Source organism: Rhizobium sp. 1399 (assembly GCF_031455475.1).
GTDB lineage: Bacteria > Pseudomonadota > Alphaproteobacteria > Rhizobiales > Rhizobiaceae > Rhizobium.
The window spans coordinates 1,117,628-1,139,731 of sequence record NZ_JAVDSU010000002.1 but is presented as its reverse complement, the minus strand read 5'-3'; the positions used below and the strand labels follow the sequence as shown (position 1 = coordinate 1,139,731).

The 22,104-nt window shown below is 60.6% G+C and carries 20 protein-coding genes; 12 read left to right on the top strand and 8 right to left on the bottom strand.

Annotation, left to right across the window (positions count from 1 at the left end; genetic code table 11):
- Positions 1-62 precede the first annotated feature (62 nt).
- From J2X71_RS11275 to J2X71_RS11265, 3 genes are read left to right on the top strand one after another with little or no spacing between them, the layout of a single operon-like run.
- Positions 63-929 carry an ABC transporter permease gene (locus J2X71_RS11275; RefSeq protein WP_310382134.1) on the top strand — a complete coding sequence of 289 codons (867 nt, stop codon included), beginning with the start codon at positions 63-65 and terminating at the stop codon, positions 927-929.
- Positions 929-1,741, top strand: coding sequence for an ABC transporter permease (locus J2X71_RS11270; protein WP_310382133.1), 813 nt, complete (start codon positions 929-931; stop codon positions 1,739-1,741). Before J2X71_RS11275 ends, J2X71_RS11270 begins: the two co-directional genes overlap by 1 nt.
- A 13-nt stretch (positions 1,742-1,754) precedes the next feature.
- Positions 1,755-2,516 carry an SDR family oxidoreductase gene (locus J2X71_RS11265; protein WP_310382132.1) on the top strand — a complete coding sequence of 254 codons (762 nt, stop codon included), beginning with the start codon at positions 1,755-1,757 and terminating at the stop codon, positions 2,514-2,516.
- Here the strand turns inward: J2X71_RS11265 and J2X71_RS11260 are convergent.
- The 7 genes from J2X71_RS11260 to J2X71_RS11230 form a co-directional block, all read right to left on the bottom strand.
- Complete coding sequence (locus J2X71_RS11260) at positions 2,513-3,556, bottom strand: L-idonate 5-dehydrogenase (RefSeq protein ID WP_310382131.1); 1,044 nt, start codon at positions 3,554-3,556, stop codon at positions 2,513-2,515. The genes J2X71_RS11265 and J2X71_RS11260 overlap by 4 nt on opposite strands.
- Before the next feature lie 9 nt (positions 3,557-3,565).
- Entirely contained in the window at positions 3,566-4,972 is a 1,407-nt protein-coding gene (locus tag J2X71_RS11255; protein WP_310382130.1) for a TRAP transporter large permease, read from the bottom strand.
- A 4-nt stretch (positions 4,973-4,976) separates the two neighbouring features.
- Positions 4,977-5,549 (bottom strand): TRAP transporter small permease, encoded by a 573-nt coding sequence (locus J2X71_RS11250; protein ID WP_310382129.1) that lies wholly within the window; start codon positions 5,547-5,549, stop codon positions 4,977-4,979.
- Positions 5,550-5,613: 64 nt separating this feature from the next.
- A complete protein-coding gene (locus tag J2X71_RS11245; protein ID WP_310382128.1) occupies positions 5,614-6,585 on the bottom strand; it encodes a sialic acid TRAP transporter substrate-binding protein SiaP in 972 nt (323 codons plus the stop codon).
- 23 nt (positions 6,586-6,608) lie between these two features.
- The gene (locus J2X71_RS11240; RefSeq protein ID WP_310382127.1) at positions 6,609-7,367 is read right to left on the bottom strand and encodes a FadR/GntR family transcriptional regulator; all 759 of its coding nucleotides are present in this window, start codon (positions 7,365-7,367) and stop codon (positions 6,609-6,611) included.
- Positions 7,368-7,476: 109 nt separating this feature from the next.
- Positions 7,477-8,550, bottom strand: coding sequence for an Ldh family oxidoreductase (locus J2X71_RS11235; RefSeq protein ID WP_310382126.1), 1,074 nt, complete (start codon positions 8,548-8,550; stop codon positions 7,477-7,479).
- Positions 8,551-8,670: 120 nt separating this feature from the next.
- Positions 8,671-9,525 carry a helix-turn-helix domain-containing protein gene (locus tag J2X71_RS11230; protein WP_310382125.1) on the bottom strand — a complete coding sequence of 285 codons (855 nt, stop codon included), beginning with the start codon at positions 9,523-9,525 and terminating at the stop codon, positions 8,671-8,673.
- Between the two features lie 102 nt (positions 9,526-9,627).
- Here J2X71_RS11230 and J2X71_RS11225 point away from each other — a divergent pair, with 102 nt between their 5' ends.
- From J2X71_RS11225 to J2X71_RS11185, 9 genes are all read left to right on the top strand, one after another.
- Positions 9,628-10,944 (top strand): alpha-glucosidase/alpha-galactosidase, encoded by a 1,317-nt coding sequence (locus J2X71_RS11225; protein ID WP_310382124.1) that lies wholly within the window; start codon positions 9,628-9,630, stop codon positions 10,942-10,944.
- Positions 10,945-11,146: 202 nt separating this feature from the next.
- Entirely contained in the window at positions 11,147-11,941 is a 795-nt protein-coding gene (locus J2X71_RS11220; protein ID WP_113320346.1) for a DeoR/GlpR family DNA-binding transcription regulator, read from the top strand.
- Positions 11,938-12,900, top strand: a complete 963-nt coding sequence (locus tag J2X71_RS11215) for a BadF/BadG/BcrA/BcrD ATPase family protein (RefSeq protein ID WP_310382123.1) — start codon at positions 11,938-11,940, stop codon at positions 12,898-12,900. Before J2X71_RS11220 ends, J2X71_RS11215 begins: the two co-directional genes overlap by 4 nt.
- 27 nt (positions 12,901-12,927) lie before the next feature.
- Positions 12,928-14,184, top strand: a complete 1,257-nt coding sequence (locus tag J2X71_RS11210) for a sugar ABC transporter substrate-binding protein (protein WP_310382122.1) — start codon at positions 12,928-12,930, stop codon at positions 14,182-14,184.
- Positions 14,181-15,098 (top strand): sugar ABC transporter permease, encoded by a 918-nt coding sequence (locus J2X71_RS11205; protein ID WP_310382121.1) that lies wholly within the window; start codon positions 14,181-14,183, stop codon positions 15,096-15,098. Before J2X71_RS11210 ends, J2X71_RS11205 begins: the two co-directional genes overlap by 4 nt.
- A complete protein-coding gene (locus J2X71_RS11200; protein WP_310382120.1) occupies positions 15,098-15,955 on the top strand; it encodes a carbohydrate ABC transporter permease in 858 nt (285 codons plus the stop codon). Before J2X71_RS11205 ends, J2X71_RS11200 begins: the two co-directional genes overlap by 1 nt.
- An 11-nt stretch (positions 15,956-15,966) precedes the next feature.
- The gene (locus tag J2X71_RS11195) at positions 15,967-16,923 is read left to right on the top strand and encodes an SIS domain-containing protein (RefSeq protein ID WP_310382119.1); all 957 of its coding nucleotides are present in this window, start codon (positions 15,967-15,969) and stop codon (positions 16,921-16,923) included.
- Positions 16,920-18,221 carry a D-tagatose-bisphosphate aldolase, class II, non-catalytic subunit gene (locus J2X71_RS11190; protein WP_310382118.1) on the top strand — a complete coding sequence of 434 codons (1,302 nt, stop codon included), beginning with the start codon at positions 16,920-16,922 and terminating at the stop codon, positions 18,219-18,221. The genes J2X71_RS11195 and J2X71_RS11190 overlap by 4 nt, the downstream gene beginning before the upstream one ends.
- 70 nt (positions 18,222-18,291) lie before the next feature.
- Positions 18,292-19,362, top strand: a complete 1,071-nt coding sequence (locus J2X71_RS11185; RefSeq protein ID WP_310382117.1) for a sn-glycerol-3-phosphate ABC transporter ATP-binding protein UgpC — start codon at positions 18,292-18,294, stop codon at positions 19,360-19,362.
- A gap of 76 nt (positions 19,363-19,438) precedes the next feature.
- Here the strand turns inward: J2X71_RS11185 and J2X71_RS11180 are convergent, their stop codons facing one another.
- The gene (locus tag J2X71_RS11180; RefSeq protein WP_310382116.1) at positions 19,439-21,667 is read right to left on the bottom strand and encodes a methyl-accepting chemotaxis protein; all 2,229 of its coding nucleotides are present in this window, start codon (positions 21,665-21,667) and stop codon (positions 19,439-19,441) included.
- Positions 21,668-22,104: the final 437 nt, after the last annotated feature.

The window sequence follows — 22,104 nt, the reverse complement described above, 5'->3', positions numbered from 1 at the left end:
CTCCCGCGGCTTACTGCGGGAGCCGGTTCAGCTCCTTGATCCGGCGGATGAAGACCAAAGCCATGCCCCTGCCCCACGCCACCAAACGGCGCCTGATCACCGTCGCCCTTGTCGGCCCGGCCAGTATCTGGCTGTTCGTCTTCCTGGTGCTGCCCTTCATCGCCATCATCGTCTTTGCCTTTGGCGAGCGGGCGCCAGAAGGCGGTTATCAGGCGGCCTTTACCTTCGAGCAGTTCGCCAATCTCGGCGCGCGGTCGGCAGCCTTCGTCAATACACTGATCCTGGCGCCGATCGGGGCGGCTGCCTGCCTCATCGTTGCCTACCCAGTCGCCTACTACCTCGCGGTCAAGGCAAGCCCGCAGCGCCGGCTGCTGCTCGTCTCGCTTGTCGTCGTTCCCTTCTGGACCAGCCTGCTGGTGCGCACCTATGCCTGGATGTATCTGCTCGGCGCACGCGGCATTCCGCATCTGCTCGAATTCGTCGGCATCGAAAATGTCAGGCTGATCAATACACCCGGCGCTGTGCTGCTCGGCATCGTCTACGGATACCTGCCGCTGATGATCATGCCGATCTATGTCAGCCTTGAAAAGCTGGACCGCCGGCTGCTCGAAGCTTCGGCCGACCTTGGTGCAAAGCCTATCTCGACCTTCTTCGGTATTACCCTGCCCCTATCGCTGCCGGGTGTGATGACCGGCGTTGCGCTGGTCACGATCCTGCTTCTCGGCGAATATCTGATCCCGCAGCTTCTGGGCGGCGGCAAGGTGTTTTTCATCGGCAATGCGCTCGTCGATCTCTTCCTGCAATCACGCAACTGGCCGTTCGGTTCGGCAATTGCTGTCACGCTAGTTGCTGTCGTCGTCATCGTCCTGCTCGTCGCCATGCGCATTGCCTGGCGCGTCGCCGGTACGCGGCAGGTGGATCTCATCTGATGCGCGCGCTCGTCACCTTCGTCTATCTGTTCCTCTACACGCCGATCGCGCTCGTCGTGCTCTTCTCCTTCAATGCCGGCCGCAACGCCAGCGAGCTCACCGGCTTCTCGACGCAATGGTATGGCCGGGCTCTGTCCAATACCTTCCTGATGGAGGCGCTGCGCAACAGCCTGATCATCGCGGTCACCAGCGCCTCGCTCGCGGCGATCTTCGGCACTATGGCCGCGATCGGCATGGAACGGCTCGGGGCACGGACCCGAGCGATCTTCGACGGGCTCTTTGCAGCCGCGATCGTGGTACCGGGTGTCGTCATCGGCATTGCAACGCTGGTTGCCCTCGTCGAGGTCTTCGGGTTCGTCAATCCTGCTATCGCCGCCCTCTGGCCAGGCGACCAGCCGCCGAAGCTGGCACTCGGCTACGGCTCGATCATCGCTGCACATGGGCTCTTCACCATGGCGCTGGTGACGATGATCGTGAAGGCGCGTATTGCGAGCCTCGGGCGCGACATCGTCGAAGCCTCCAGCGATCTCTACGCCACACCCTTCACGACCTTTCGGCAGATCGTGCTGCCGCAGATCATGCCGTCGATCCTGGCGGGTTTTCTGCTCGCCTTCACCTTTTCCTTCGACGATTTCATCATCGCCTTCTTCGTGGCGGGCTCCAACACGACGCTGCCGATTTACGTCTTCGCCTCCATTCGCCGCGGCGTGACGCCGGAAATTAATGCAGTCGCGACGATGGTGCTGATCGCTTCGCTTGCCCTCATTTTCATCGCGCGCTTCCTGATGCGCGAAAAGACAACGACAAACTGACCGGGGAAATGCCATGATACTCAGAGATCGCGTTGCAATCGTTACGGGCGCAGGTTCGGGCATCGGACGGGCCGGCGCACAGATCATGGCGCGCGAAGGCGCCCATGTCGTCGTTGCCGACATCAATTTCGCAAATGCCGAAGAAACCGTCGGTCTGATTGCCGAGGCGGGCGGCAGCGCCGAAAGCATGACGGTCGATGTCACCGACGACCAGGCGCTTGAAACCGGCATTGCCGCTGTTGCTGCGCGTCTCGGCCGGATCGACATTCTGCACAATCACGCGGGCGCGCAGGTGGCCGGCGATCTGGAACAGGTTGCCATCGAAGGCTTCGACAAGTCCTGGAGCCTGAATGTGCGGGCGCATTTCATGGCCGCGCGCCTCGTCATGCCCATCATGAAAAACGCAGGCAAAGGCGTAATCCTCAACACGTCCTCGTCGTCGGGCGTGCTCTACGACCGCGAAATGATCGCCTACACGACGACCAAACATGCTGTCATCGCCATGACCCGGCAGATGGCGGGCGATTATGCGAAGTTCGGCATCCGCGTGAATGCGCTCTGCCCGGGATGGGTCGACACGCCATTCAACGAACCGTTCATCGCGCAGATGGGCGGGCGCGACGCGATCGAAGGCTACATCGCCGAGAAGGTGCCGCTCGGCCGCTGGGCGGATGTTTCGGAGATAGCCGAACCGATCCTGTTCCTGGTCTCGGACCGCTCGTCCTACATGACGGGGCAAATCCTCGTCGTCGATGGCGGCGAGACCGTCGTTTAGGCTGACTGGAAAGTCAGTTGCACTTTGCAGGCCAGCGAACGGTCGCCAGCAATTTCAAAGGCTGAAACGGCGTCCTCGAGGGGCATCCTGTGGCTGATGATCGGCCGCACATCGATTTCACGGCGGGAAATCAGGTCGACGGCGGTTGCGAACTCCTCATGGAAACGCTGCGTTCCGTGGATGTGCAGTTCCTTGCCGACAATGGCGTTGAGCGGCACAGGAACGTCGCCGGTGACGCCGACCTGGACGATGGCGCCGCGCGGCCGGACCGCCGCAATCGCGCTATGGATGGCCGGCGCGGCAGCAGAACATTCGAACACGAGATCGAAATAGCCTTTTCCTGCCTGGAATTCGGCAAATGACTCTGCATCCCGCGCCACGTTGATCGTGCGGCTGGCGCCCATGGCTTTCGCCCGCGCGAGCGCTGCGTCGGCGAGATCCGTGACGACGATTTCGCCGGCGTCATAATGACTGATAACGGCAACCATCAAAGAGCCGATCGGTCCGGCACCTGTCACCAGGACTTTCTTGCCGGCAATGCCGGGGGCGCGCGATGCGGCGTGCAGGCAGACGGACAGCGGCTCGCTGCAGGCTGCTTCCGCAGGCGTTATCGAGGCTCCAACCTCAACACATTGTTTGGCCGGCACCACCAGCCATTCCCGAAACATGCCCTGCTCATGCGGCAGGCGCATCGCACTGCCCATGAAGCGCATTTCCAGGCAGTGGATCGGCAAGCCGATGCGGCAATATTCGCAAGCACCGCAGGGCTGGCTCGGATTGACGGCGACCAGTGTTCCGGCCTTCAGGGTGACGCCCTCACCTGCCTGCTCCACGGTTCCGGCGGCCTCGTGGCCGGGTATCATCGGCTCGCGAACCCTGACCGGACCGAAACCGCCATCCTGGTAATAGTGCAGGTCGGAGCCGCAGATGCCTGCGGCTGCCATCTTCAAAAGCACTTCGCCCGGACCGGGGGCTGCGACCGGATCAGTCTCGATCCTGAGATCGCCCTTTGCATAAAGCCGTGCCAGACGGGTGTGCATCACATTCTCCTATTTCAGAAGCCCAAGCTGCTGGGGCAGCCACAGGGATATCGAGGGAACGAAGGTGATCAGGATCAGGGCGATGAAGAGCGGCGCAAGCCAGGGCAAGATCGCCATCGTCGTGCGTTCGACGGACAATTTCGCCACCCGCGACAACACGAAGAGTACCATGCCTAGCGGAGGGTGAAGCAGGCCGATCATCAGGTTCAGGGTCATGATAAGGCCAAACTGTACCGGATCGATGCCGAATTTCGCGACGATCGGCAGAAGGATCGGCACGAGGATGGTAATGGCGGCGATTGTGTCCAGAAAGCAGCCGACGAAGAGCATCAGCAGGTTCACAAGGATCAGGAACACCCACTTATTGTTGGTAATCGACAGGATCGCATCAGACAGAAGCTGCGCAGCCTGGCTCACCGTCAGCAGCCATGCGAAGACCGAAGCGGCAGTGACGATGAAGAGAACGGAAGCCGTAGTCTCGATCGTGTCGAAGCTCGCCTTGGCAAGTGTCGAGAGCGTCATCGTGCGATAGCGCACGAGGCCGAGGAAGAGCGACCAGAGGACGGCAGCGACGGCCGCTTCCGTCGGCGTGAACCAACCCATGGTCATGCCGCCGATCAGGATGACCGGCGTCATCAGCGCCATGACTGCGGAAAAACGGAAATACCAGTCGAGCGCCAGAAGCACGACAAGCGCGATGCCCGCTGCGGCATTCATTGACACACCGGCTCGCATCATCACGTAGATCGACAGCGGCACCAGCAGGACAACGACGATCTCGAGACCTGCGGAAAGGAGTTGCTTGACGTCGAAGGGCGCATCAGAACCCCAGCGCTTCACGTAGGCGAAGGCTGCGACTGTGATCATCATCAGCAGCGTCATGACGATGCCCGGCAGAATGCCCGCCATGAAAAGAGCGCCGATCGAAACATTCGCCATCATGCCGTAGATCACGAAAGGCAAGGATGGCGGGAAGATCGGACCGAGCGTGGCAGACGCCGCCGTTACCCCGACCGCGGCCTCGACGGGGTAGCCGTGATCCTTCATTGCCTTGATCTCGATCGTGCCGATGCCGGCCGCATCAGCAAGCGCAGTGCCCGACATGCCCGAGAATATGACGGAACCGATGATATTGACCTGTGCGAGACCACCTTTCATCCAGCCGACGAGCGCGACGGCGAAGGAATAGATGCGGCCGGTGACACCCGCCGAATTCATCAGGTTGCCAGCAAGGATGAAGAAGGGAACAGCGAGAAGCGGGAAGCTTTCGACACCCGCAATCATACGCTGGGCGACGATGATATCGGGCGCAACGCCGTAGAGGACGATATAGAGAACGGAGGCGACGGCCATCGATATCGCGACGGGCACGCCGATCAGCATCAGCACCAGAAATGAGCCAAGCAAGAGCAGCATCGGGTCATCCTTCGACAGCGTGGAATTCTTCGGGGCGCTCCAGAACGGAGTAGCCGCGGCGCATATTGGCGATGAAGACGATTACCGCACGGATCAGCATCAGCACGAAAGCTGCAAGCACGCTGTAGAAGACGATGTTGCGCGGCAAGTCGACGGTGACCATCTGCTCGTCGGCGACGATCTGCACGTAGCGCCACATCAGATAGCAGCCATAGGCGAAGAAACCGATGCGGACGATATCCACGAGGGTTGCGAGAACGCGCGCAAGACCTGCCGGCATGTAATGATAGAAGACGTCCACCTGGATATGGCGCGACGTGCGCACGCACATGACGGCGCCGAGAAAGACGACGCCGATCAGGCAGTTGACGGCGATCTCTTCGGTCCAGGCATAGCTGTTGTTCAGCACATAGCGGGTGAAGAACTGCAGAAAGACGCAACCGGCCATCAGCCAGAAGACGAGCAGCGTGATCCAGTCTTCGATGGCGTAGTCCGAGATATTGGCGGTGGGCGCATGCCCTTCGAATTCGTGGCCGATCTCCTCGGCAGTGACTTGCGTATGGACTTCTTGTGACATGATCGGCCTTATTCCGGTTAGGAAGGAAGGGCGCGCGGCGCTCAGGCGGCGCGCCCTCGGGCACTTACTGGATCGCGCGGATCGCCTCCCAATCGGCCTTTTCGTAGCCGAAGTCCTCGAACTTGACCTTTTCCGCGACCGTCTTCTCGAAATCGGCCTTGTCGACCTCGGTGACGCTCAAGCCCTTCTCTTTGAAGGTGGCGATCAGGCTGTTTTCCTTGCCTTCGATGGTCTTGGTCGTGCGCTCGGCAGCTTCCTGCATGACCTCGCCGAAGATCTTCTTGTCCTCGTCCGAAAGGTTCGACCAGAGCGTCTTCGAGATCACCGTATTCAAGTGATCGACGATGTGGCCGGTCAGAATGATGTTCTTCTGGACTTCGTAGAACTTCTTGGCCTCGATCGTCGTCAGCGGGTTTTCCTGGGCCTCGACCGTGCCGTTCTGCAAAGCGAGATAGACCTCGGCAAAGGCGATCGGCGTGGTGTTGGCGCCGCAGGCGCGCGGCATGGCGAGGTAGGCCGGAACATCAGGCACGCGGATCTTCAGGCCCTGCATGTCGGCGCATTTGGCGATCGGCTTGTTGGCCGTCGTATGGCGCGTCCCGTAATAGCTGACGGCGGCGATATGGTTCCCGGTCTTGTCCTCATAACCTTTGGCCAGACGCTTGAAGACGTCGCTCTTGGTGTAGGCGATCAAGTGTTCCGGGCTGCGGAAGATATAGGGGAAATAGGTGACGCCGATCGGCTTATAGTCGCGGGCGGCAAAGCTCGATCCGGAAATGATGATGTCGACCGTTCCGAGCTTGAGACCCTGGTTAATATCGGCTTCCTTGCCGAGCTGCGAGGCCGGATAGACCTCGATCTTGTAGCGGCCGTTGGTCCGCTTGTTGATCTCTTCCGCAGCCCAGAGGGAATCCGTGTGGAAAGGTTCCGATGTCTCGTAGACATGGGCCCATTTCAGCACCGTCTGGGCATGTGCGATCGCCGTCGTCGCCATGATTGCGGCGGCAGTGCAGAGTATCGTCAGTTTCAACTTCATCACTCTCTCCTCCTGAGATCTCGTTAAGTGGCTGCTTTTCCCTTGTTTGGCCCGGCCGTGTGGCCGCGCCCCTGCTCGCCCGAAAACTCCTCCCCGAAGCTTTCGGAAAACCTCTTCTGCGAATTCGTGAGATGCGTGCGCATGGCGGCCTTCGCCCCCACCGTATCGCCGGCGGCGATCGCGTCGCGGATAGCCCGGTGCTCTTCCAGCGCGCTGCGCCACGACACCGGTCCTTCGAAATGGCTGGCAAGCTTTTCGAAATACGGCGTCATGCGCATGTCGAACATCTCGCCGGTAACGCGGATCAAAGTCGCATTGCCGACGATTGCGGCGATGCCGGTATGAAAAGCGCGGTCGGCGACAAGCACGGCGCGCGCATCCTCTACCACACCGCTCATCGCTCTCAGCGCCTCATCGAGAACGGCAATGTCCTCAGGGCGGGCGCTTTTTGCGGCCTCCTCTGATATCGCGCATTCGATGATGGCGCGGGCCTGCAGCAGCTCGAAAGGCCCCTCCACGGGTTCGCGCTCACTGCCGGTCGCTTCGGCCGCATGTTTGCGCGTGACATAAATGCCCGAGCCCATGCGGATATTGATGTATCCCTCGACTTCCAGCACGATCAGCGCTTCGCGCAGCGTGGGGCGCGAAACCGAAAGCTGCTCCGCAAGCTCGCGCTCGGCCGGCAGCCTCTGGCCGACGGCGAGTTCGCCTCGGATAATCATCATACGAATCTGGTCCGCCACCTGCCTGTAGAGGCGGCGTGATTCAACTGCCGAAAACATTATGGCCTCCTCGGCGCGCTTCTCCTCAAGCGCACAACTGGCCAACTGGCCTGACCAATTGATCCGAAGCTATCATCGAGGAAGTTGTGCGTCAATCCGACGCATGCACTCAGACCGGGCTGGCCAGTTGATAAGTGGATGCAAGGGCCCTAAGGGCCTCGACCGTCGCCGGATCCAGCGTCACGCCATGTCTTTCCCGCTCGGCGGCGACAGCCCATTCCCGATCGCCAGGCGCCATCACCCTGAAGCCCTCACGCGGCGGAGATGCCCTCAAGGTTTCGACGTAGCGTTTCATGGCAGCGTCAAAGATTTCAATATCGAGGAAGGCTGCAGGGTTCAGCGCGATGACGAAGGCACCGAGCCCACGCGGTGTCGAAAAATCCGGCCCGGGCATCGGAGCGATATCGAAACTCAGCTTCATGCCTGTGAGCACAGCACTCAAAATCTCGGGAATGCCTGCAAGCCCTGCGCCCTTGAAGCCGAATTCGCCGCCGAGCGGCGCCAGCATGTCGGCCACATCGGGATCGGTCGTGTCATACCCCCGTTCATCGGAGGCGACTCCTTCGGGCAGTTGGCGGTCGAGGCTGCGATAGAGCAGCACGCGATTATAGGGCACGGCGCTCGTCGCCATGTCGAAGAGCCACGGGTTATCTCCCTTGACCGGGACAGCGCAGGCGATCGGATTGGTTCCATGAAAGCGCATGGCGCCGTCGTGCAGACGCACGAAGCTATCGGAATTGCAGAAGGCAAAACCGATAAAGCCGCGTTGGGCGGCATCGAACGCATAGGCACCTGCCGGTCCGAAATGCGAGGAATTGCGGATCGCAACCGCACCGATTCCGAATTCCCCGGCAAGACGCGTCGCATACTCCATGGCCGCATAGGTCGCGAGCGCACCATGGCCATTATCCGCATCGAGCGAAGCGACGGCGCCGAAAGTGTTTACCAGCGCGAGATGCGGGCGCGGATTGAGGCGTCCTTCGGTCAATCCTTTCACATAGTGAGGAAGCAGGCGCACACCGTGGCTGTCGATGCCATAGCGCGTACCATGCAGCATTCCCCGCGTCGCTGCATCCGCAGTCTGTTGGTCGGCGCCGGCCGCGATAAAGATCTCTCGGCAGAAATCCTCGATCGTTGCCAGGGACGCTAGGGCGCCAGCGGTTTTTTTGCTGTCAGTCGTCATCGGCCTCAATCCGTTCGGGTGGATCGTCTGCAGACTCTAACGCGCTGGCGAGAAGATTCGATAGCCGCATCGCGCCTGAACCTGCACTTCTTTCAAACCCCTGTCCGACCTGTGCAAACGTCACGGCTTGCCGAGCGACAGGCGGAACTGCCGGGGTGTCGTGCCGGTCCGCTGCTTGAAGATGTCGTAAAACCGGCTACTGGAGCCGAAGCCGCAGTCGAGGGCAATCTCCAGTATCGAATCCTCGGTCTCGGCCAGCCGCTGCATTGCTCTCGCGAGACGATAACGCGTCAGATATTCCATTACGGAAATGCCGAGCACATCGCGAAACGCCCGGTTGGCGGTGGTTGGATGCACATTGGCGCGCTTTCCAAGATCCGCCAGGCTGAGCGGTTCGGAAAAATGCCGGTTGATCAGGTCGGTCAGCACCTCTGAATGGCGGATGGCGGGGCTTACCGGCGTCGCGGCGGCTGCGACGGACGAGCCTCGATCATCGGCGTGATCAAGGATGAGCCGGCGCACCCTGAGCTTGGTCTCGTCCGCGATCAGCTGGCGCCGGACGGGATCGCCCCTGCCCCATTCCTCGACCCAGGCAGAGACGGTGAGCGGCGTCGTCTCGCGGCGGCGGGGCTCGACCACGAAGGCACCCTGCATGATTGCCTGTCTCGCCTTCTTGTCGATGGAGAGCGCAAGAAAGTCGACGAGCGGAAGGTAGACGCAGATGAGCGGCGCCTCCGGCGTCACCAGGATTGTCTGGTGGGGAATGGCCGCCCAGAAGAGGACAAGACGCCCGGCCTCGACCCGCTCCTGCCGACCATTGAAGAGATAGGTCATGGCACCATCGAGAAGCAGGTTGATCTCGACATGGTCGTGCCAATGCGCTGCGCTCATGGCATCGGCCGTGTGGCGCTCGATCAGGAAGCTCCGCGGCGACCCCGCCCACTCGCCGCTCCTGTTGAAATGATCGTCTTTCATGCGTCCAGCGCTTCAATCCGGGAATACTCCCTTCAATAACAGGAAGAAATTCTGATTTGGAAGAGGCACGACTATGGTGACCTTGATTTGTGGGAGACTGAAATGCCGAAGATTTGCCTCGTGGGTGCGGGCAGCACCGTTTTTGCGCAGAACATTCTGGGGGATGTGCTGTCCACACCTTCGGGCAGCGATTATGTGATCAGCCTGTTTGATATCGACCCCGAACGGTTGATGACATCGGAGATCGTTGCGCGGCGCATCTGCGAGGCGCTCAATCTGCAGAGGGTAAGGGTAGAGGCAACCCTCGATCGTCGCGAGGCGCTGCGCGGATCGGATTTCGTTATCCTGATGATGCAGGTCGGCGGCTACAAGCCGGCTACTGTGACGGATTTCGACGTGCCGAAGCGATACGGCCTGCGGCAGACCATTGCCGATACGCTCGGCATCGGCGGGATCTTCCGCGGACTTCGCACCATTCCGGTGCTGGAAGCGATCTGCCGCGATATGGAAGAGGTCTGCCCTGACGCGCTGCTGATGCAATATGTGAACCCGATGGCGATCAACTGCTGGGCGATCAAGGAGCTGGCGCCCAGTATCCGCATGGTTGGCCTTTGCCATAGCGTACAGCATACCGCCGCCCATCTCGCCTCCTGCCTCGACGAAGACATTGCCGACATCAACTACATCTCGGCTGGCATCAACCACGTCGCCTTCTTCCTGAAATACGAGAAGCTGCATGCCGATGGCCGGCGCGAGGATCTTTACCCCCGCCTGAAGGCTCTCGCCGGCGAGGGACACGTGCCGCCCGACGATCGGGTGCGCTTCGATGTGCTGAAGCGGCTCGGTCATTTCGTGACGGAATCCAGCGAGCATTTCTCCGAATATACGTCATGGTATATCAAGGACCGCCGTCCGGAGCTCATCGACAAGCTCAACATCCCGCTCGACGAGTATATCAGCCGCTGCGAGCGGCAGATTTCAGAATGGCATGCGCTGCGCCGGGATCTCGAAGGCGACAAGCCGATCGAGGTCTGCCGCAGCAACGAATATGCCGCGGGCATCATCCACGCCGCCGTCACCGGCAATCCAGCGCTGATCTATGGCAATGTTCCGAACAACGGCCTGATCGAGAACCTTCCGGCCGAATGTATCGTGGAAGTGCCCTGCCATGTGGACAGGAACGGCATCCAGCCAACCCGCATCGGCAGGATCCCCACGCAGCTCGCCGCTGTGATGAAGCTCAGCATCTCGGTTCAGGAACTGACCGTTGAAGCAGCATTGACGGGAAAACGCGACCGCATCTATCAGGCAGCCCTGCTCGATCCGCATACATCGGCAGAACTGTCGCCGGACGAGATCTGGGGCCTGGTCGACGACCTGATCGAGGCACACGGCGACCTCCTGCCCAGATATAGCTGAGATCGGCCACAGGCCTATTCGCTCACCAAACAACAGCCAAGAGGCACGTCGTCATCAGAGACGACGTGCCTTTCTTTTTGATCCTGCATCACCAGATCGGCCAACATGGAAAAGATCATAAACGATCAGATTCTTGATTGACATTGATCGTATTGAGTGGGAACTTTGATGCAAGAAGCACAATTGCAGCAGGGGACAATCTGTGAACCAGACTGGCGGCGTGAAGACTGATCGGCTCGATGCCATCCGCAGCCATCTCTACGCGAATGGCTTTTCCACCATTCAGGACCTGGCCGACGCTGTCGGCGCCTCCTTGGCAACCGTGCGGCGCGACCTGCAAATTCTCGAACAGGATGGCGCGATTGACCGTGTGCACGGCGGTGCCCGTATCGCCGAGGGTTCCTCGGTCGAAATGGCCTTCCAGGAACGGGAAAAGCGCCAGCTTTCGGCCAAGCGTGCGATCGCCAATGCGGCCTATGAACTGCTTCTGCCCCGCACGGCGATCTTCCTCGACGCCGGCACGACGGTTCTTCAGCTTGCACGCCTAATCCGCATCAATCCGATGCCGCTCCGCATCTTCACGAACGGCCTGATTGTCGCTCAGGAATTTCTCAACATTCCGAACCTCGAGGTCGTGCTTCTCGGTGGCCAATTGCGCAGCGAAAACGCCTCCCTCGTCGGCCCGCAGGCCGAGGCGATGCTCGAAACGATCTGGTTCGATCAGCTGTTTCTCGGAGCAAGCGCCATCAGCCCCGACGGCGCGATCTACAGCGTGGACAGTGCCGAAGCTAGCCTGAACCGTCGCATGCTCACCCGCTCTGCCAACGGCTATGTGCTCGCCGATTCCTCGAAATTCGGGACGATGGCAACCTACAAGGTCGCGCCCCTGAACGCTGCAAAGCTCATCACCGACAAGGGCCTGACGCCCCAATGGCGCGCCGAACTCACCAACTTCGGTATTGACGCGACCTATGCCGAGCTCGGAGCAAAAGAATGAGTAACGAGCTGATCCTCGGCATCGATGGCGGCGGCAGCAAGGTGCTCGTTACACTTGCCGACAAAGACGGCCGAATTCTGCGCACAGCGCTCGGCGGCGGCGTCAATCCGATGGACAATCCGGACTGGCAACAGGAGCTGGAGCGGCATATCGAACCGTTCCGCAATGAGCCGGGCCTGGCCGCCGTCGGCGCTGCCCTGCCTGCCTATGGTGAAGTAGCGCATCTCTCCGCGCTCCAGAAGCAATGCATTGATGACGCCTTTCCGGATATCCGCGGGATCGTGCTGAATGACGTCGACGCCGCCCATCTCGGCGCCTTTGCCGGGCGCCCGGGCATCCTCGTTCTGTCGGGTACCGGTTCCATGTCCTGGGCGCGCAATGGCGCGGGCGCCTCCGCACGCGCAGGCGGCTGGGGCGATGTGATCGGCGACGAGGGCAGTAGCTATTGGATCGGCCGCGAAGCTCTGCATCTCATCAGCCAGAGCCTCGATGGACGTGCCAAGCCGACGGCGATGGCGCGAGCCATTTACGATCATCTCCAGCTGGATATTGCCGACCCGATGAACGCGCTCGGCGGCTGGATCAACGGGCTCGCAAGGCCCCGTGCGGGTATCGCCGCGCTCTCCATCCTTGTCGATCGAACCGCTCAGCAAGGTGATGAGACGGCCATTGGCCTGATCGAGACGGCGGCCGAAGAGCTTGCCAAACACCATTGGGCAATCGCCAGCCATTGTGAAACCGGCACGGACTGGACCTACGCGGGCGGCACCTTTTCCAGCCGTCTTTTGCTTGAAGCCGTCGAACGGCGGATTGGCCGGCGGGCGGTTTCACCCGTACTTCCCCCCATTGGCGGCGCGCTTCTGGCCGCCGCCCAACTTCTCGACTGGCCGCTTGACGAGCGCTGGTTCGGGCAAATCGCGGTCGCGGCCGAAACCGTGATCGCGCGATCAAGACAATGACTGTCAACGATAAAGAAGGATGGGAACATGCGTAAATTGATATTGCCTTTGCTTGCCTCCGCCGCCCTTGCGATCGCCCTGCCTGCCTTGGCGGACGACGCCAAACCGCTTGCCGGCCAGTCTATCACGGTGCTGATGCCGTCGCCGCAGGGCGCCACGGTTGCGGCCGATTTTGAAGCCGCGACCGGCATTCATGTCGATCTCCAGACCCTCTCTTGGGACGATATCCGCCCGAAGCTGGTAACGGCGCTGGTCGCCGGCACGGCACCAGCCGATGTCACCGAATTCGACTGGTCATGGACGGGTCAGTTCAGCGCCGCCGGCTGGTACATGCCGCTGAACGAAGTGATCGACAAGGATAGTGTCGATGATATTGGCGTCGCCAAGATCTTCACCGTCGACGGTCAGTTGCTCGGCGTACCCTACACGAACGACTTCCGCGTCATGCTCGTCAACAAGAAGCATTTCACGGATGCAGGCATTACCGAAATGCCGAAGACGCTCGACGCGCTGGTCGAGGCCGCAAAGAAGATCAAGGAGAAGGGCATCTCCACCTATCCGATCGGCCTGCCGCTCTCGGCGACCGAAGGCGCTTCCACGAGCTGGTATCTGCTGACCAAGGCCTTTGGCGGCGAACTCTTTGACAAGGATTTCAAGCCGCTTTTCCTTACCCCCGATTCAGCCGGCTACAAGGCGCTCGCCTTCGAACTGAAGCTCTTGAAGGACGGCCTGGTCGACCCGGCCTCGACAGGCCTCAAGGACAGTCAGATCAACGAGAGCATGTTCGCCCAGGGGCTGACCAGCATCATGATCTCGGGTGAGCCTGGCCGTTTGGGTCAGATGAACGATCCGAAGCAGTCCAAGGTCGCCGGCCAGGTGGAAGCGATCCTCGTGCCGACCGCAAGCGGCCAGACGCGCAGCTTCGGCCTTCCGGAAGCGCTTGCCATTCCAAATGTCTCGCAGAACAAGGAAGCGGCGGTCGCCTTCGTCAAGTGGTTCACCAGCAAGGAGTTCCAGAAGAAAAACGCGGCCAACGGCTTCCTGCCGACGCGCACTTCGGCTCTCGCCGAACTGAATACCGAGGGCAAGTTGACGAGCGGCGACGCACTTGTCGCACAGTCCAAGACCGTCGAGCCGCTGTTCCAGCAGGGAACGCCGCCATGGTACCCGCAGTTTTCGAGCGCGGTAAACACGGCGATCAACAGCGCAGCGAAGGACCAGGTCACCGTTGATCAGGCCATGCAGAGCATCGCCGATGCAGCCAAGCAGGCGATGGCCCAATGACGGCAGCCACCGCTGAAGGTGTCGCAGCCAAGCGTAGTGTCGGCCTCAACGCCGACACCATGCTCGGACTGCTGCTGGTCCTGCCGATCCTCGTGACGATGGCAGCGCTGGTCTTCTATCCGATGGGCCGAACCGTTTGGGACTCGCTGCACCGGGTCAACCCGATGCAGCCCGGAACGCCCTTTGTCGGATTGGAAAATTACAGTCGTATGCTGTCGGATGGGCAACTGGCGACGACCTGGACGAACACGCTCATCTATGTCGTCCTTGCCGTCGTTGCCGAAACCGTATTCGGCGTGCTCGCTGCAGCCCTCATCAACCAGATGAAAGTTGGGCGCCAATGGGTGCTTGCGGCGGTCATCCTGCCATGGGCTCTGCCCGGCGTCGTCAATTCCGTCATCTGGCTATGGATCTATCAGCCGGGCGCCGGCCTGTTGAACGGCATCCTCGTCGCACTCGGCCTGCCTTTCGAAAATCATGTCTGGTTCAACGACCGGACGAGCGCGATCATCGCCGTGACCGTCGTGCATGTCTGGCGCATGATGCCGCTGACGATCGTCATCGTGCTTGCTGCCATGCAGAGCATCCCGGCGCATCTTTACGAGGCGGCCCGCATCGACGGCGCGACGCGCGTGCAGATGTTCAGCCTAGTCACGCTTCCCCTTGTGCGCAGCGCCATCGCCGTTGCCATGACAAATGCGACCGTCAACGCCTTCAACCTCTTCGACGAGGCCTGGGTGCTTGCCGGGTCGAGCCTCGAGACGCGGCCGATCCTCGTGCAGATCTATCTCGAGACATTCCAGAACCTTCGCTTCTCTTACGGGATGGCATTGTCGGTCACCATTACGCTGGTGTCGCTGCTTGTCTCGCTCGTCTACGTCCTCCGCGTCTATCGCAACACACGGTTTGACTGATGAAACCAACCATTCTCTATCGCCTGATGATCTGGGCCGGGCTTGCCGTCCTGCTGATCTGGTCGCTCGGCCCGATCTACTGGACGCTGGCAAGCTCCGTGACGCCGACGGAAGATTTTTCCACGCGGCCGATCCACTTCGTCCCGCAGCACTTCACGCTCGACCACTATTCGCGCCTGCTCGGCATCAACATCGCCCGGATCGGCGGGGTCGAAGTCTGGAAACAGTTCCGCGCCGCACTGCTCAACAGCGTGATCACCTCGGTGGCGGCCACGCTACTGTGCGTCGCAATCTCGGCACTCGGCGCCTATGCCTTCACCCGGATGCGCTTTCCCGGGCGTCAGCTTCTGTTTGGCGCTGTCGTCGCGACGCTGGCCATCCCTGCCTATGCTGTGCTGATCCCGCTCTATCAGATCATGATCAAGATGCATCTGGTCGACACCTATACCGGCGTCTCGCTGATCTATGTCTCAGCCTATCTGCCGCTCTCCCTCTGGCTGTTGCGCAGCGTCTTCGAGCAGCTTCCGATCGCGCTCGAAGAGGCGGCACAGCTTGATGGCGCGGGTCGCCTCTTCATCTTCTTCCACATCGTGCTGCCACTCGCCGGACCCGGCCTGACGGCGGCCGCTATCCTCACCTTCCTGGGGGCGTGGGGCCAGTATCTCGTTCCCCTGATCTTCTCGCCGCAGGCGACGAAACCGCTGACGGTTCTCATTCCTGAATTCGTCACCAAGAACTTCATCGACTACGGGCTGATCACGGCAAGCGGATCGATCGCGATCGTCATCCCTGCCCTCGTCGTCATCTTTCTTAACCGATACCTCGTCAGCGGTCTGCTGGCTGGTTCGGTCAAATAATCGGAGACATCATGAACACGACCGAAAAGGTAATCTTCGAGCAGTTCCCCTATTGGGAAAAAGCCATCGGCTCGAATACGGCAAGCGGCAAGGCGGACGACCTCCTCGTCTTCGTCGGCTGCGGCACCTCCTTCAACCTCGCTTTGTCTCTGGCCGCCTATGCCAACAGCCTCAAGCGCAAGGCGATCGCCGTCCCGGGAGCGGAATGGCTGAACCGGCCTTCTTACTTCTGGCCGGAATGGCAGAAGACCCATGTGGTCGCGCTCTCGCGCAGCGGCGAAACGACGGAAACGGTCGCCGCCGCAAAGGCGAGCCGCGCTGTCGGCGCCTTCGTGACCGCTGTGACGGTCGAGCCCGAAAGCGCACTCGCCAAAAACTGTGACCAGCTGATCTGCTCTCCGACCCATCCCGAGGAAGGCATCGTCATGACGGTTTCGGCAAGCCTCATGGTATTGCTCAGCCTGCAGCTGATCGGTCAGACCGTGCCTGCCTCGGCCGTTGCATCGGCACGTCAGCTCGCGAATAAACTCGACTCCGCCCTGCCCGAAATTATCAAGGATCGCTCTCACTTCGTTTTTCTCGGCGGCGGCCCCCTTTTCGGCATCGCGCTCGAAGGAGCGCTCAAGTTGATGGAAATGAGCCAGCTGATGACGCAGGCCTTTCATCCGCTCGAATACCGCCACGGGCCGATCAGTCTCGTCGACGAAAAGACGGCTGCCATCATGCTTTACAGCACGGACCAGAGACAAGCCGAGGCCAAGCTCGTCGGCGAGTTACGCGAGAAAGGCGCCGTGGTCATCGGTATCGGCGGCCCCGGCGATCTGGAGCTTCCTGTTGATGTCGATCTGTCGCTTGCCGGTCTCATTGTCCTGCCGGCGCTGCAGATCCTTGGCGAACGCGCAGCGCAAGCAAGACAGATTGATACCGTCTCGCCGCGTCATCTTACCAAGGTCGTCACACTCGTATGAGCGCCGTGATCGATCAAAACCGCCAGACCGCACTGGCGAAACTGTTCGGCGAAAGGGGCCTGCCCCTGCCGCGCGGCATCACATCCGTATGCTCGGCCCATCCGCTGGTCATCGAGGCGACATTGCGACACGCGGCCCGGCGGGGTGATGTCGTCCTGATCGAGGCGACCTGCAATCAGGTCAATCAAGAAGGCGGTTATACGGGCATGAAGCCGGTGGACTTCCGGGCCTTCATCGAGCGCATCGCGACAGAGGTCGGCTTTCCCGCAAACCGCATCATTCTCGGCGGCGACCATCTCGGTCCAAACCCATGGCGAAAGCTTGCTGCCGAGGATGCGATGGCGCGTGCTGAGGCTATGGTGACGGCTTATGTCGAGGCCGGCTTCGAAAAGCTGCATCTCGACACGTCGATGGGCTGTGCTGGCGAGCCTGTGGCGCTTGCCGACGAACTGACCGCCGCAAGAGCGGCACGTCTGGCGAAAGCTGCCGAAGAGGCTGCCCGTCGCAGCGGTCGACGTCTGCCGGTCTATGTCATTGGCACCGAGGTGCCGCCGCCCGGCGGTGCGACCCATGCACTGGACGAGTTGGAGATCACGCGGCGGGAAGCAGCTTTGAGGACGCTTGATGTTCACCGTTGGGCATTTGCCGAAGCCGGCGTCAGTCCAGCTTTGGAGCGCGTTATCGCCATCGTCGTCCAGCCGGGTGTCGAGTTCGGCAACGCCAATGTCGCGCTCTACAGGCCCGAGCGCGCGCAAAATCTGATCTCTGCGCTCGATGAGATGAAGGGACTGCTTTTCGAAGCCCATTCCACCGACTACCAGCCGACAGCCGCGCTTTCGGCTCTGGTCGACGGCGGGTTTGCGATCCTGAAAGTCGGCCCCGGCCTGACCTTCGCATTGCGGGAGGCGCTCTACGGCCTCGATGCGATCGCCGGTATTCTTGGCGATGGTAGGCCAGGCAGCGGACTGGCGGCGGCGATGGAAGAGATCATGCTCGCTGAGCCCAGCCACTGGGCTGGCCACTATGGTGGTACGGCTGATGAGCAGCGATTGCAGCGGCATTTCAGCTACAGCGACCGCATCCGGTACTACTGGCCCGACGCGCGTGCGGCGGCAGCAGTCGACGAACTACTCGCCCGGTTGCCTGACGAAATCCCGGAAACGCTGATCAGCCAGCATCTCGCCCGCCTCTATCCTGGTGTGGTCGAAAAGCGTGTCGCACCGAGAGCCCGCGATCTCTGCCTTGCCGCTGTTGATGCGGCACTCGCTCCCTATGCCGCCGCGACAGCGCCTCGATAAGCGAGGCGCTGCATATCGCTCTGCCCGAGCGAGCGCAGATCCGAAATCAGATTTTCAGCCGGAGACAGTTATGGCGTCCGTAAACGTGGCAAATGTCCGCAAGAACTATGGTCACTTCGAAGTATTGCACGGGGTCGACATCGATATCCGCGACGGAGAATTCGTCATCCTTGTCGGCCCTTCCGGCTGCGGCAAGTCGACCTTGCTGCGCATGATCGCAGGGCTTGAGGAAATCTCCGGTGGCAACGTCTCGATCGGCAGCAAGGTCGTCAACAACGTCGCCCCGAAGGAGCGCGACATTGCCATGGTCTTTCAATCATATGCGCTTTATCCGCATATGACGGTCGAAGCGAATATGGGATTTTCGTTGCGACTGGCGAAAGCACCGAAGGAGCAGATCAAGGCGCGTGTCCGCGATGCGGCGCAGATCCTCGGTCTCGAACATCTCCTCGACCGCTACCCGAGAAATCTCTCCGGCGGTCAGCGTCAGCGTGTTGCCATGGGCCGCGCCATCGTCCGCCAGCCGCAAGTCTTCCTCTTCGACGAGCCCCTGTCCAACCTCGATGCCAAGCTTCGCGTGCAGATGCGCTCCGAGATCAAGCAGCTGCATCAGCGGCTGAAAACGACGACCATATATGTGACGCATGATCAGATCGAAGCCATGACCATGGCCGACCGGATCGTCGTCATGCGCGACGGCTATGTTGAGCAGATCGGTTCACCACTCGATCTCTACGACCGGCCGGCCAATCTCTTCGTGGCCGGTTTCATCGGTTCGCCGGGCATGAATGTCATCAAGGGCCGGATCAGCGCGTCCGGACCGCTTGAATTCATCGCCGACGGAGGGGCACACTTGCCGCTGCCGGAGGCTGCTGTGGCAATACGCGGCGCGGAGGTGGTCTATGGCGTCCGTCCGGAGCATCTGATCGTCAGCCAGGAAGGCGTGAGCGCCGAGGTGGCGGTCATCGAACCGACAGGTGCTGAAACCCAGATTAACGCTAAGCTTGGATCGGATTCCCTGGTGGCGACGGTGCGAGACCGGCTTTCCCTGCAGGCCGGCGATACCGTCAGAATGATGCCGGATCTCACTAAACTGCATCTCTTCGACGCCAAAACCGAAAAGCGCCTGACGAGCGGCTAACGGCTGCTTTGCGCTACTGAATGAAAACGGTGCGGCGATGATCGCCGCACCTTGTCTTGCTTTGACGGATCGAACCTCAGAACTCTTCCCAGTTGCCGCCCTTCGTATCCAGTGCGGCGTTTCCTGAGAATGCGGAGGCAATCTTGCGGCCGAGCGCCCGGGCGGGTGACGGCGTCGGCGCATCGTTTCGCCCGGCGCTTCGAGCAGGCGCCGAATGCGAAGCATAGCCTGCTTCGTTCAGTTTGAACTGAGCGAGAAGCTGGTTGAGCGATGCAACTTCCTTCGCAAGATTGTAGCTGGCAGCGGTCGACTCTTCGACCATGGCAGCGTTCTTCTGCGTATCCTGGTCCATCTGATTGACGGCCGTGTTGATCTGGTCGAGGCCCAACGACTGCTCCTGCGATGCTTCGACGATCGCAGCGATATGGCGGTTGATTTCCTGAACCTCCGAAACGATCGCCTGAAGCGCCTTGCCGGTATCGTCGACCAATTGCACGCCTGCATGCACCTGTGCATTCGAGGCCGTGATCAGATCCTTGATCTCTCTGGCCGCCGTTGCGGAGCGCTGCGCCAGTTCGCGCACTTCCTGTGCGACGACGGCAAAGCCCTTGCCGGCCTCGCCGGCTCGGGCTGCTTCAACACCGGCGTTGAGCGCCAGCAGGTTGGTCTGGAAGGCGATGTCGTCGATCACGCCGATGATATTGCCGATCTCACCGGAAGACTTGGAGATCTGCTCCATGGCGAGCACGGCCTTGCGGACCACCTCACCAGAATGTTCGGCGCCGGTTTTGGCACGGGCCACGAGCTGGCCGACATCCTGGGCGCGTTTGCTGGAACCCTTGACGGTCGTGGTGATTTCTTCGAGAGCCGCAGCCGTCTCTTCGAGAGCCGCCGCCTGCTGCTCGGTGCGCTTGGCGAGATCGTCGGCAGCCGACTTGATCTCGTTTGCTCCCGAGTCGATGCCGCGGGCATTCTGCGACACCCGGTTCAACGCGGATTGCAGCTTGTCGGCGGAGTCATTGAAGTCGCTGCGGACGCCATCGAGCCTTGCCACGAAGGGCTGCGCGATCCGGTAGGACACATCGCCCTCGGCAAGCTTTGACAGGCCGGCAGCGAGATTGTCGACGGCAAACTGCACATCGGCAGCGTCCTTCGCCTTTTCCTTCTCGCGCTCGATCTGTTCTCTTTCGCTCAAGCTGCGATTGGCTTCCGCCTCCTGTTCGAGGCGAACCCGCTCGATCGCGTTCTGCTTGAAGACTTGAACGGCACGGGCCATCGCGCCGATTTCGTCAGGCCGGCCCTGACCTTCGACCTCGACATCGATATTGCCTGCGGCCAGGCGCGCCATCGTGCCTGTCGTCTTCTTCATGACCGACGCAATCGAACGCGCAAAGACGAGGAAACCGAGCAGTGAAATAAGTGAGACGACGACTGCGCCGATCCCAGCCATCCAGAGCGCCTGCTGCGATGCTTCGACGACTTCCGTAACATCGGAGCCGATTTCGAAGACACCGATCTTGCGGCCGGAGAAATCTTCGAAGGGAATGGCGGTGACTTCATAGTCGTTGTTGCCGAGAACGGCATGGACACGGACGCGGTCGCCGTTGAAACCCGCCTGCAACTGTTCCTGGGTGAGGATCGTCTTGTCTCCGAAGGTCGAGGCCTGCGGCACAAATTTCCCGTCCTGCAGGATATGGACCGCAACTTCGGCATCGACGGATTTTGCGAGCGGCGCAAAATAGTCATTCGTGAGCGAGGTGCCGACATCGACGACGCCGACAGTCTTGCCGTCCTTGATAACGGGGGCCGAGGCAAACATGCTGACGGCGGTCCGCCCGGGTTCAATGCCCGCGTTCAGTTTGCCCTGCGTCAGCGCCGCAACGATCATCTTGCGACGTCCCTTGAGGTCATCGCCGAAGGTGTCAGGCGTATGGATACGTGCGACTGCGAGGCCATCGCCATTGCTGAAGGTGATGAGCTGAAGGCCCTGCGCTTTGATCGCCGGCAGGCTGGCTGTGTATTTTGCAAGAATGGATGCCCGATCATTCTTGGCGATAAGATCGGCCGTTTCGGGCTCACCGGCAAGGGCTACTGCAAGCCCGGCAGCAGCGCGTTTCTGCGCATCCATATCGGTCTGGATGACGTGCAGGTCGGCCGAGAGCTCCTTCTGAAGCGATTGATCGCTCATCGCGCTCTGGCGATGCCAGGCAAGACCACCGATTGCTGCGCTCGCAAACAAAACCGCAGCGAACCCGTAGGCTGTGATGCGGATCCAAATCGGCCGCTTAATCTGTTCTTCGCTCATATCGTCCTCTCATGCGTCGAATACCTTAATTCTTGAGGGGAAAACTTGTTTTTTACTTAATTTTGAATGGTCAACATTATGGACATAATCTGCGGGCGCATATCGCCGTCAGCGCTAGCAAGCGGCGCTTTATCCCGTATAGATTGCGTCTATTTCCGTCGCTTTGGCGAGTTCGAAACTCCACGCCTAAGGGATGGACGAGCATCAACAACGCAACATCCCGTATCGCCTTCCATGCCAGACTCCATCGGCGTCTCATGGCAGGAACCGACCAGATGGGTTGAGATACTCGGCCTTATTCCTTGATAGGCCACGGAGTTTTCTATCATCACCCAATCGGGTGATGCTCAAGTATCAGTCTCTCCTCTAAAAGATTTGACTAGACTAATATTCGGCTTCGGCCGCTCATATGACTTTGCCAATCGAAAGACAGTCAA